Raw genomic sequence first — 11456 nt, forward strand, 5'->3', positions numbered from 1 at the left:
GGATTCTATGAAGATAGCATGCATTATTGTTGATGACGAGCCTCTGGCGCTGGACGTACTATCGTCTTTGATTGCCCGGGTTCCTTATCTTGTTCTTGAGGGGCAGTATACCGACCCGTTTCTTGCCATGGAGCATCTGCGAAAGCATCCGGTGGATTTGTTGTTTGTGGATATCCAGATGCCCGATATTACGGGAATTGAGCTGGTGCGTACCCTTACCAACCCTCCGAAGGTTGTTTTTACTACGGCTTACAGCTCGTATGCTGTGGAAGGGTTCAATCTGAACGCCATGGATTACCTGCTTAAGCCGATCTCGTTCGACCGCTTCCTTACTGCCGTAAACAGGGTGAGGGATTACCTGGAACTCTCCCAGGCAGCCCAGGAAGGGATTCAGACGGAAGAGAAGAAAGTGCCCGACTATATGTTCGTAAAGTCCAACTACAAGGATGTGAAAATCAACTTTAGCGATATACTCTATATAGAAGGTTGCGAAGACTATATCCGGATTCATACCACTACGAAGAAGGTGATGACTCTCCTGAGCATGAAGAATGTGATGGAGAAGCTTCCCGAGCAGCAATTTATACGTATCCATCGTTCTTTTATCGTTGCCATGGATAAGATAGAAAGTAAAAGCAACGAACGGATTACGATTGGAAAAGAGTCATTACCTATCGGATCTTCCTATCTAAATGAAGTTACAAAACGTCTTTACCGATAGAATCTGCCTCTTTATCCATACTTTATTGTCTTTTATCTATTTTAACTTTTCTCATTGAACGGAATGTGGTTACTTTGTATCGCATTTAGCTCGCGAGAGTCCAGGCAAACTGGTTTGTTCATCAAACCAGAAAAATAGGTAAACATTAAAAAAGAGGGCACCCTTCGGGATGCCCTCTTTTGTGTAGGTACGTTATATCAATCTTTTTATTGAATCAATATCTCTTATTGAGGTTGGCTCCGGGAAAATAGTGTGTAAGAATCTCCCGGTAGTCGTATCCTTTCGCCCCCATAACTGCAGCACCGATCTGGCAAAGACCCACTCCGTGTCCCCAGCCGGCTCCTGTAAGTACAAACCGTTGCGGTACATCCAGTTTCACCTCCTCTTTGTCCACCACAAAAGCAGAGCTGTACAGGTGTGATTCCGATAGTGTGCGACGAATTTCCAACTCCTTACCGATGGTAAATGTTTTACGTGTTCCCACAATCTTCAGTTTCTCTATACGTCCGGATGTGCCACGCGATACGGGTATCATATCCAGTATTTGTCCGAAGTCCATGCCGCTTCTTCTGTGTATCAGATCCGAAAGATAAGATTGTGTATAGGTTACCTTCCAGCGGTAGAAGTCGGCCGTTTCCTGGTCGTAGTTGTTCAGCACCTGACTCAGAATCTCTTTGTCCGTTGTATTGCAAAAAGCCTCCGGCGAAGTACGTATCCACTTTTCGGCCTCTTCCTCGATGCTCAGATCCGGATACTCCGTTTCCGTGCTGTCACGCAATACGGCAAGGTAGGGGTGAGGCTCGGGTTCCCAGCAATGTTCGAATGTTTCGGTAACGCCCCCGCAACATTTGGAGAAGCGCGCATCGCAAATCCGGTCGCCGTTGGATAGAATCTCCCCGCGTGTCTCTTTAATCACCTCTTCAACGATGGGTGTAGAAGCACGGGTGATTCCCTGGTACCGCTGACAGTGGTCGTCTGCACAGACATCGAACAGGTCGTGATCTTCGCGGTCGTACCAACGCACCAGTTCGTTCTCGTCGCGGTAACAGGTCTGGTATTTCTTATCAGAACCCTTTATCAGGGTATTCTTTTCGATCTGGGCAAGCAGCCAGCTGCGCGAGATAACAGCATGCGCCTTCAGAAGCTCCTTGGAAGCCGTGGCACTCATCTCGGACGAGATCACACTGGTAAGGTACTCTTCCACATCCACCTGATTGATGGTTATGATTCCCTCTTTGCTGGCCAGCAGAAGTAATGCCCCGCGGAAACGCTGGTCCTCCTTACGTTCCCAATGGAAATTAACACCGATGGTAACCGCCTTGATGTCGAACGAAGCATTGGGGTCTACCGAATCAAAAAACAATTCCTTGTATAATTTGCCGTTATAAACAATGTGATTGTCTATTAGCAAGGCACGTTGTTCGCCGCTTACCAATGCCCCGGTTTCGGCATTTACGTACTCGGCGTTGAATACAAAACTGACAGCTTTTTCGGTCAGAATCCCGACCCTTACTGATGGAGCTTCCATATCTATCGGATATTAGGCCTCTTTTCTGGCACGCAGCGAACTTACGGCAAGATAGGCGATTAATAAAATATACATTACAACAGCCAATACCTCGGCCAGGTTACCCTCAAGCCAGGTTTCGTTTACCAGGTTTACACCCGTAAAACGCAATGCGGCACTTATCACACCCATTAAAGCACCTCCGGCGATGAATCCGGAAGCAAGCAACGTTCCTTTTTCCAGACGAGCTGCGTTAAGTTCTTTGTCTTTCGACCGGCTTCCTACGTACCAGTTTATGGCACCACCAATCAGCAGCGGTGTATTGAGGTCTAGAGGGATAAACATACCCAGAGCAAAAGCCAGCGCAGGAATCTTGCAGAAATTAAGCACGATAGCCAGCACAGCACCGATGGCATACAATACCCACGGAGCACCCGCGCCGGACATCAGCGGTTCGATAACCGCAGCCATGGCGTTGGCCTGCGGAGCGGCAAGCTGACCGCTTGTAAAGCCGTAAGTCTGGTTCAGGATAAGTATAACACCACCCACGGTGGCAGCCGATACCAAAGTGCCTAAAAACTTCCAACCCTGTTGTTTGGCAGGGGTAGTACCCAGCCAGTAACCTATTTTAAGGTCGGTAATAAAACCTCCAGCCATGGAAAGCGCTGTACAAACCACACCTCCGATGATAAGTGCGGAAACCATTCCGGCAGCCCCTTTCAGTCCAACCGCCACCATAACGATGGAAGCCAGAATAAGCGTCATCAGCGTCATACCCGATACCGGATTGGTACCCACAATGGCAATGGCATTGGCTGCCACGGTGGTAAACAGGAATGCGATAATACCCACTACAAGAAGTCCGATCAGCGCATGGAACAGGTTGCCCACTACTCCGAAATAGAAAAATATAAAGGTTACAATCAGCGTAAGGATGGTGCCGATGGCAATAATCTTCATGGGCAGGTCGCGCTGGGTACGAATCGTATCGGCAGTCTGCGTATTTTTACCCTTCAGCTCTTTGCCGGCAAGGCCTACAGCACTCTTAATGATGGACCACGATTTGATGATACCGATAACCCCGGCGGTGGCAATACCCCCGATACCGATATGGCGCGCATAGGTAGTGAAAATCTGTTCGGCACTCATACTGCCTACTGTGGCAGTGATGGCTGCGTTGCCAAAGGTAAGAACCTCCGAACCGAACAGGGCCGACAGCAACGGGATAATCACTAGCCACACCAGAAATGATCCGGCACAGATAATCATCGAATATTTTAAACCGATAATGTATCCAAGTCCCAGTACGGCAGCTCCGGTGTTAACCTTCATCACCACCTTGAATTTATCGGCCACCATTTCGCCGATACCTACAATGCGGGTGCTGATGGATTCGCTCCACCAACCAAAGGTGGCTACAATGAAGTCGTACACCCCACCGATAATACCCGCAAAGATAAGCGGTTTGGCCTGGTTGCCCCCCTTTTCGCCCGATACGAGCACCTGGGTTGTTGCCGTAGCTTCTGGAAAGGGATATTTACCATGCATTTCTGATACAAAATATTTACGGAACGGAATGAGCAGCAGGATACCCAACACACCTCCCAACAACGAGCTCATAAACACTTCGAAGAAGTTTACGCTTATTTCGGGATATTTGTCCTGCAGGATATACAAAGCCGGTAAGGTAAAGATGGCACCTGCCACCACCACGCCGCTGCTGGCTCCGATTGACTGGATAATCACGTTTTCGCCCAGTGCGTTTTTGCGTTTGAAGGCTCCGGACAATCCCACGGCGATAATGGCAATGGGAATGGCGGCTTCAAACACCTGGCCCACCTTTAGTCCCAGGTAAGCGGCGGCAGCACTGAACAGTACAGCCATCAGCACACCCCAAAGCACAGACCACGGGGTAACTTCCCTGTACGATTTAGTTGGCGACATAAGGGGAGTGTAAGTTTCCCCCTCTTTTAATTCACGGTAAGCGTTCTCTGGTAATCCGCTTACTTTTTCTTCATCTACTTTACTCACGGTATCTTATTTTAGTCGATTAACATTAGCCGGCGGATACATCCGAAAGCCGGACACAAAGCTAAGTTTTTATTTCTAATGAGACAACAGTTCAGCCACCTACCTTTTGTATTCCGTTTATATTTCGCGTATATTTGTAGCGTACAACCAGAAATAAATGAATCAGAAATATCCATCTGCGTTACTCGAAAATGCAGTAAATGAATTGTCAAGTTTGCCGGGAGTGGGGCGGAAGACCGCTTTGCGTCTGGCTCTCTATATCTTACGGCGCGATGTAGCCTATGCCGAAGGATTCGCTTCGGCTCTGTTGAGCCTGCGTAAAGAGGTGAAGTATTGCAAGGTATGCCATAATATCTGTGACGACGAGATGTGCGGTATCTGTGCCGATCCGCAACGGGATCATTCCCTGGTCTGCGTGGTGGAGAACATCAAAGAGGTGATGGCTATCGAAAACACCGGTCAGTTTCGCGGTGTGTACCATGTGTTGGGCGGCATTATTTCGCCCATCGAAGGAATTGGTCCCGGCGATCTGCAGATAGCCAGTCTGGTAGACCGTGTGGCAGCCGGTGATGTAAAGGAGGTGGTCATGGCGCTGAGTACCACCATGGAAGGCGATACCACCAACTTCTTTATCTACCGCAAATTGTCGCCCTACCAGATCAACGTATCTGTGATAGCCCGGGGAGTTTCCATCGGCGACGAGATCGAGTATGCCGACGAGATCACGCTGGGACGGTCTATCGTTAACCGTACAAGCTTTAACGATTCTATCAAAATCTAAAAACAAAACATGGAAGAGATAACACTATCGGTTGTAATAGTAAATTACAATGTAAAATATTTTTTGGAACAATGCCTCTATTCCCTTCGTGCCGCCCTGCAGGGCATGGAAGCCGAAGTCTTTGTGGTAGACAATAACTCCACCGACGGATCGGTGGCCTACCTCAAACCCAATTTCCCCGAGGTTACCTTTATCGAAAACAGCGACAACCCCGGCTTTGCCAAAGCCAACAACCAGGCCATCCGCCTGGCTAAGGGAAAATATATCCTGCTACTTAACCCCGATACCGTTATTGGTGAAGACAGTATACGTTCTTTGTGTTATTTCCTAGAAGAGAAACCCAAGGCCGGTGCTCTGGGCGTTAAAATGATAGATGGAAACGGTGTTTTTCTGCCTGAATCCAAGCGCAGCTTTCCCACACCCTGGGTATCGTTCTGCAAAATGTTCGGTCTTTCTAAATTGTTTCCCAAAAATCCACGCTTTGCCAAGTACAGTCTGCCGTATCTCAATCCCGATGCCCGCCACAAGGTAGATGTGCTGGCCGGTGCTTTTATGCTGATCCGGAAGGAGGCGTTGGATAAAGCCGGACTGCTGGACGAAGATTTCTTTATGTACGGCGAGGATATCGATCTTTCGTACCGTCTTAAATTGGCCGGATACAAGAATTATTACATGCCCGAACGAATCCTGCATTACAAAGGCGAAAGTACCAGCAAGGGCAACATTAAATATGTAAAGATATTCTACGGAGCCATGCTCATCTTTTACCGGAAGCATTATTCCGGAGCTGGAAAGCTGTTCTCCCTTCTGATTCGCCTGGCCGTGTGGTTCCGGGCGCTGCTGGACCTGGTGTTTCATACGTCGGCCAACAAGAAAACAAAGTCATCCCGCAGGCGTCTGCTTATTCTGAGCAGTGAAATGTCGCTCGAAACTGTGCGGACCGCCTGTTTGAAACAGATACCGAACCTCGAATTCGTAAATCACTGGAACCTCGACGAGCACCGGGTGATGGACTGTATCAACCGAAGTAACCGGATGAAGGGATTTACAGACATCGCCTTCTGTTACAATGATGTACGATTTGAACAACTCCTGCTGTTGATGGATAAGATGCCCGACAAGCATATTACCTATCATATCTACAACAAAAAGAGCGGCGTGCTGGTCTCGCCCGGTAAAAAATAACAGATAAAAACAGGTTGGATATGAAGCTATTGGAAAACGAACGAATCATCCTGAGGGCCCTCGAGCCCGAAGACCTTGACGTGCTCTATCGTTGGGAGAATGATGCCTCATTGTGGCAACACGGCAACACCCTGACACCCTTTTCACGTTATGTGCTGAAGGAGTACATAGCCAGTGCGCACCAGGATATTTATACCACCGGCCAGCTTCGCCTCATGATTCAACCGCGGCAGACCGGCCAGGCTGTGGGTACCATCGATCTGTTCGACGTAGATCCGCATCACCGCCGTTGCGGAATAGGGGTGTTGGTAGACCCGGCCTACCGTCGTAAGGGATATGCCGGCGAGGCCTTGTCGCTTGTGCTATCCTACGCCTTCTCCTTTCTTAAACTCAAACAGGTGTATGCCCATGTGCCCGTAAACAATGAACCCAGCGTTAAGCTGTTCACTCTTGCCGGCTTTAAGATAGCCGGACGATTGGTGCAATGGATCAGTACACCGGACGGATTTGCCGATGTATACCTGATGCAATACGTGTTTGCGGAAACGAATTAACGGCGGATAACTTATCCGCCGGTGAGGTGACTAATTAAGAAAAGGATCCTTGGGGAAATTGGTCCAAGTTTTGTAGCGCCCACCCAGTCCGGATAATGAAGTTTTCCAGAAAGACTCGTCCTCCGCAAGCATTACCTTGTTGCAGGACGATTCGCCAACCACCCATGAATCCTGGCTAATCTCGGCACTCAGCTGATTCTCTGTCCACCCCGAGTACCCTAAAAAGAACTTTATCTTGCCCTCCAGCTTGTGACCAGCCAGAATGTAACGCTTCAACGCATCAAAGTCGCCACCCATATAAAGCCCTTTACTGAATTCCACTGCTTCGGGAATAAGCGCATCACCTAAAGAATGGATAAAGAATAAACGGTCCGAAGCCACCGGTCCCCCTAAATAAACCGGGATATCCGGCAGGTTCTCAAACTCAGGAATCACCCTGTTCAGCTTCATTTCCAGCTTTTTATTCAGCACGAAGCCCATGGAGCCCTTTTTATCGTGCTCCACCAATAAAACAACCGAACGCTGAAAGTAAGCATCCTGCAGGAAAGGTTCCGAGATCAGTATATGCCCCTTTTCAGGAAGTACGTTGTTGTGAGTAATCTTGAATATGTTGTTATATTGTGCCATACCTGTGAAGTCGTTTGGTTAGAAAAACAGCGACAATATAAAACAAAAAGTTGGACGAAACAAATATATTACACCGGCATACCTGTTAAAGAAGTGTTAAGGTATGCCGGTAAATAGTTAATTATGAGCACGATTGGCTTTGAATATTTTCAAACGCTCTTCAAGCAGAGCATATTGATGATCCTTGATGAACGAAGTGCAAGCCCTCAATCCCTGCTGATTACTGCCCGTTGTACTTAACGAAATTGCACTGATTCCGTAATACATAAGTTCTTCCATCAATTCGGAGCCGGTCATACCCGGATACCCGATTGTAAAATAGAAACCATCGGCAATCGGTTCGGACAAATCCTGATCATATACAATGGTAAAACCATAATCGGTAAAGATCTTTTTAAGCTTGGCCGCCCTTCTGCCATACTCTTTCACGTCGGACACAAAATCGAAGGAGCCGTCGGATGCTGCTTTAAACATAGCCGCCAACGCATACTGAGCCGAGTGACTTGTACCGGACGACAGCGCATAAAGCACCCTGTGTATGTATACCGTACCAAAGGTACCACCTCCGTAACGCTGGGTAAGTCCGGGGTAGGAGCGATGATATAATTTATTGGATATAGCGGTTACACCGATACGCTGACCTGCATAGCTGAATGCTTTGGACCCAGAGATCTGTAAAACATAATTATCCGTATAGCGTGCTACCGTAGCCTGATAAGGAGCCTCGAAAGGCACCCCGAGGGGTTTGCGGAAATCCATGGCAAAGTAGGCCAGATCTTCAATCACGATCACATCATACTTATTGGCCATTTCGCCAATGATCTGCAGCTCTTCCTCTGTAAGACAGAACCAGGCCGGATTGTTTGGATTCGAATAGATCATCGAAGCAATGTTCCCTTTACTCAGGTACGACTCCAGCACCTCGCGTAACTTCTTGCCGCGGCATTCGTACACGTCGAACGATTCATACTTATAGCCCATCACCGCAATCTGTTGCTTCTGCACCGGAAATCCCGGATCAATAAACAAGATGGTATCCTTGCCCGGTGTGCATTGTCCGCTTACCAGGAAAGAGGCGTATGTACCCTGCATGGAACCGGTAACAGGCACACACCCTTCGGCAGCCACATCAATATTTATAAAAGCCTTAATAAATCGCGAAGCCTCCTCTTTAAGCTCGGGCAAACCATTTATATTAGGGTATATGGAGGCAGCACCTGCCTGAAGCGCTTTAATTTCTGCTTCTACACCTACTTTGGCGGCCGGTAGTCCCGGAACCCCCATCTCCATATGAATAAATTCTGTTTTAGTAAGTTGTTCCAATTGATTGGAAATGGCAACCACCTCACGTATAGTAGCTTTACCAAAGTCGGGCAACCCGTATCCTTCAATCACTTTACGTGCGGTTTGGTAATCAACAGGCGTATTTTTCATGCTTAATCATTTAATGTTTCCTGCAAAAGTAAAAAAAATAATTGTTAGATTTAAAAAAAGTCTTTCAAAGTATTGCGAATTCAAAAAAAGCCCCTATCTTTGCATCGCATTTGAGAGAAAGTGCAACACAAAAACAAAAAATGGTTCGGTAGTTCAGTTGGTTAGAATACATGCCTGTCACGCATGGGGTCGCGGGTTCGAGTCCCGTCCGGACCGCTTTCGAAAGAAGCAAAATAAAGTAAAGCTCTGTAATTCAATGATTACAGGGCTTTTTCTTTTTCCTCACTTAGGCAAACAATAGCAGTTTAGTACAGTCTTCACGTGGCTTATACGTGGGACTTTTTGAAAGCTGTTTTTGCTCACACAGATTGACTTATTTTACTCTGATTGTCAGTGTTTTGCGTAGTTAGTTTTTGAGCCATCATGGATCAATAAAACATTCTGAGGTTAAAATACAAGAAAATGAATAGTTGCCGGCTCAAACTGCCGTATATACCTAAACAAGGCTCGAAATAAACTTTCGGTTTCTTTAAATCTACTTGCAACTTTCTTAAAATAGGGTCTTTCAGATATATACTATAATTTACTCAATAACTGAAGTAAATATACTCATTCTATTTACTTCAGTTAATTGTATTTCGCCGATTATTTCACCGGGATGCATATCTCTACTATCCAGGGAGCATCGGCATCCTGAGTATCTCCTGCACAGCCCAGGTATAGTTCATAATGATCACGCATGTCATTTTCATATCCCTTTTCAAGAAAAGCCTCATCTGCTTTTTTCCACGCTTCTCCGTATTCGGACATGGTTACTTCCACCTGCATCACAAAATACTTGCCTCCGCTTATCGTATAGTGCTTCATTCCTTCGCCAGGTTCAATTCCGGAGATATCTTCCAGACATGCATCCGAGCGTAGTTTTTCAGCCGGAGTTTTCATCGGATCGTCATGATATACGCCTGCCATTCTGGGGGAGGCAGCCCAAAGGTTGTTTGCACCCGCCCATGCGGCAAGTTTCTCAAATGCGCCTGCAATACCAGCATAAGCTCCGATGTGTGAAATTGCTATGGTGTTGATGGGATTTAGATTTTTAATCTCTGAACTATTTATCTTCATAAGTCTAATTTTTTAATGATTTGTCTGATAATATTTTTTACTTCAATCGGACTGATCACGGTTGTTGTATCCGTATTAGCCAATACCCATCTTGCCAGAGGTTCGAGCGAATACGCCATATAGGTTTGCTCTATTTGTCCGTCGGCAAGCTCTTTCTCGCCGGTCAGCCCCATAAAATAACATCTGTCGGCATTATATCTGGATACCTCTTTGCTTGTATGCAATACAACCTCTGTAAGGCACTGGGCATCATCTGCCCCAAGCAGCGACTCCAATGGCGGATGAATCTTGGTATGCTTATCCGTTTTCGTCTCGATATTTTCTATGCGGTCGATCCTGAACATCCGGTATTCTTCTCTTAAATGGCACCAGGCTGATAGATACCAGTTGGGATAGGAATACGTAACGCCAACCGCTTCCAGCAATCTCCTGCTCTTATTCTCGTCGGCATTGGTGTAATCAATCTCAATGATCAGTTTATCGTTAATGCTGCTCAAAATTATCTGCAAGAGATTGGGTAAACTTTCCCGTGCATTGCGGCTTTTATATACTGTGATGGCATCACCCATTTCGTGAATATAATTTTTGTCGACTGTCCTCAATGCCGCTCTGATCTTATCCATTCCCTGACGGAAATATATGCTGTTCTGGGTATCGGTGATTTGCTCAATAATTTTTTCGGCAGTTAGAAAAGCCATCGCCTCTTCCTTCGTGAACATAAGCGAGGGCAATTTATAGCCATCAACCAAAGAGTAACCGATCCCCGAATCGCCGCATATTGGCACTCCAGCTTCCGTGAGGGTATGCATATCACGGTAAATGGTGCGTAAGCTTACCCCGAAACGTTGGGCCATTTCGGACGCCCTTACAACGGGGCGCGACTGTAACTGTACGAGTAATGCCGATATGCGGTCGAGTCGGTTCATGGCTGCGAATTATTCTTCGGAATACATTATTGCCCAAAGCACGCCGTAACGATCGATTACCTCGGCATATTGTTTGGCAAAAAAGGTTTCTGTAAGAGGACATTCTATCTTCTGTGCACCCTGTGTGAGTTTGGCATACACCTCTTCGGTCTGGGCGGTGGAGTCGCATGCCAGCGTAAGCATATGTCCCCGGTTACCGAAGTTGCGCTTATCGTGCGGCAACGAGTCGGCCATGGCCATAGACCCTCCGGGGAAAGCGATGCAACAATGCAGAATCATTTGTTTGCACTCTTCTGGCACCGGCATTTCAGGTGTGGGAGGCATAGACTCGTAGCGGTAAAGGTTATCGATTTTTCCTCCCAGCACATCGGCATAGAAGTTAGCAGCCTCTTCGGCCTGACCATTGAAAACGAGGTAAGATGTTAGTTTCATAATGTTTGATATACCCGTTGGCGGAATTAATTCACTAAAAAATGTCAGGAAATAAGTTGTGCATATCATTGATTATTAGTATTTTAATGGTGATCAAACTATTAATATACAGCTCAATTATGCACAACTTATATGCAAT

General features: G+C 46.8%; 11 protein-coding genes and 1 tRNA gene. 5 read left to right on the forward strand and 7 right to left on the reverse strand.

Translation table 11 applies throughout. The features are described from left to right. Positions 1 to 7: 7 nt before the first annotated feature. Positions 8 to 721, forward strand: coding sequence for a LytR/AlgR family response regulator transcription factor (locus tag AB7E53_RS04585; protein WP_446774432.1), 714 nt, complete (start codon positions 8 to 10; stop codon positions 719 to 721). A 214-nt stretch (positions 722 to 935) separates the two neighbouring features. On the opposite strand, the gene AB7E53_RS04590 is transcribed toward AB7E53_RS04585, so the two are convergent. Beyond that, entirely contained in the window at positions 936 to 2249 is a 1314-nt protein-coding gene (locus AB7E53_RS04590; protein WP_350455935.1) for a SpoIID/LytB domain-containing protein, read from the reverse strand. A gap of 12 nt (positions 2250 to 2261) precedes the next feature. After that, a complete protein-coding gene (locus tag AB7E53_RS04595) occupies positions 2262 to 4259 on the reverse strand; it encodes an OPT family oligopeptide transporter (protein ID WP_371690037.1) in 1998 nt (665 codons plus the stop codon). A 157-nt stretch (positions 4260 to 4416) separates the two neighbouring features. On the opposite strand from AB7E53_RS04595, the gene recR reads away from it, so the two are divergent. From recR to AB7E53_RS04610, 3 genes are read left to right on the forward strand one after another with little or no spacing between them, the layout of a single operon-like run. Beyond that, complete coding sequence (recR, locus tag AB7E53_RS04600; protein ID WP_068180103.1) at positions 4417 to 5040, forward strand: recombination mediator RecR; 624 nt, start codon at positions 4417 to 4419, stop codon at positions 5038 to 5040. 9 nt (positions 5041 to 5049) lie between these two features. Next, positions 5050 to 6225, forward strand: a complete 1176-nt coding sequence (locus AB7E53_RS04605) for a glycosyltransferase family 2 protein (protein ID WP_079683060.1) — start codon at positions 5050 to 5052, stop codon at positions 6223 to 6225. A 20-nt stretch (positions 6226 to 6245) separates the two neighbouring features. Then, positions 6246 to 6779 (forward strand): GNAT family N-acetyltransferase, encoded by a 534-nt coding sequence (locus AB7E53_RS04610; protein ID WP_446774434.1) that lies wholly within the window; start codon positions 6246 to 6248, stop codon positions 6777 to 6779. A 30-nt stretch (positions 6780 to 6809) separates the two neighbouring features. Here the strand turns inward: AB7E53_RS04610 and AB7E53_RS04615 are convergent, their stop codons facing one another. Further along, complete coding sequence (locus AB7E53_RS04615; protein ID WP_446774436.1) at positions 6810 to 7406, reverse strand: YqgE/AlgH family protein; 597 nt, start codon at positions 7404 to 7406, stop codon at positions 6810 to 6812. A 117-nt stretch (positions 7407 to 7523) separates the two neighbouring features. Beyond that, positions 7524 to 8840, reverse strand: coding sequence for an aminotransferase class I/II-fold pyridoxal phosphate-dependent enzyme (locus AB7E53_RS04620; protein WP_179400523.1), 1317 nt, complete (start codon positions 8838 to 8840; stop codon positions 7524 to 7526). Positions 8841 to 8982: 142 nt separating this feature from the next. Between AB7E53_RS04620 and AB7E53_RS04625 the strand changes: the two genes are divergently transcribed. Next, positions 8983 to 9056 (forward strand) — tRNA-Asp (locus AB7E53_RS04625). A gap of 429 nt (positions 9057 to 9485) precedes the next feature. Here AB7E53_RS04625 and AB7E53_RS04630 read toward each other — a convergent pair. The 3 genes from AB7E53_RS04630 to AB7E53_RS04640 are packed head-to-tail and all read right to left on the reverse strand — an operon-like array spanning position 9486 to position 11317. Further along, entirely contained in the window at positions 9486 to 9959 is a 474-nt protein-coding gene (locus tag AB7E53_RS04630; RefSeq protein ID WP_446774438.1) for an AraC family transcriptional regulator, read from the reverse strand. Continuing rightward, entirely contained in the window at positions 9956 to 10885 is a 930-nt protein-coding gene (locus tag AB7E53_RS04635; RefSeq protein WP_446774440.1) for a helix-turn-helix transcriptional regulator, read from the reverse strand. Before AB7E53_RS04635 ends, AB7E53_RS04630 begins: the two co-directional genes overlap by 4 nt. A 9-nt stretch (positions 10886 to 10894) precedes the next feature. After that, positions 10895 to 11317, reverse strand: coding sequence for a VOC family protein (locus tag AB7E53_RS04640; RefSeq protein ID WP_068180083.1), 423 nt, complete (start codon positions 11315 to 11317; stop codon positions 10895 to 10897). Between the last annotated feature and the right edge of the window lie 139 nt (positions 11318 to 11456).

Source organism: Macellibacteroides sp. (assembly GCF_050251695.1).
Lineage (GTDB): Bacteria > Bacteroidota > Bacteroidia > Bacteroidales > Tannerellaceae > Macellibacteroides > Macellibacteroides fermentans.

Coding starts and splice junctions, on each gene's coding strand:
- AB7E53_RS04585 (WP_446774432.1), top strand. CDS start 8: ATGAAGATAGCATGCATTATTGTTGATGACGAGCCTCTGGCGCTGGAC.
- AB7E53_RS04590 (WP_350455935.1), bottom strand. CDS start 2,249: ATGGAAGCTCCATCAGTAAGGGTCGGGATTCTGACCGAAAAAGCTGTC.
- recR (WP_068180103.1), top strand. CDS start 4,417: ATGAATCAGAAATATCCATCTGCGTTACTCGAAAATGCAGTAAATGAA.
- AB7E53_RS04605 (WP_079683060.1), top strand. CDS start 5,050: ATGGAAGAGATAACACTATCGGTTGTAATAGTAAATTACAATGTAAAA.
- AB7E53_RS04610 (WP_446774434.1), top strand. CDS start 6,246: ATGAAGCTATTGGAAAACGAACGAATCATCCTGAGGGCCCTCGAGCCC.
- AB7E53_RS04615 (WP_446774436.1), bottom strand. CDS start 7,406: ATGGCACAATATAACAACATATTCAAGATTACTCACAACAACGTACTT.
- AB7E53_RS04620 (WP_179400523.1), bottom strand. CDS start 8,840: ATGAAAAATACGCCTGTTGATTACCAAACCGCACGTAAAGTGATTGAA.
- AB7E53_RS04630 (WP_446774438.1), bottom strand. CDS start 9,959: ATGAAGATAAATAGTTCAGAGATTAAAAATCTAAATCCCATCAACACC.
- AB7E53_RS04635 (WP_446774440.1), bottom strand. CDS start 10,885: ATGAACCGACTCGACCGCATATCGGCATTACTCGTACAGTTACAGTCG.
- AB7E53_RS04640 (WP_068180083.1), bottom strand. CDS start 11,317: ATGAAACTAACATCTTACCTCGTTTTCAATGGTCAGGCCGAAGAGGCT.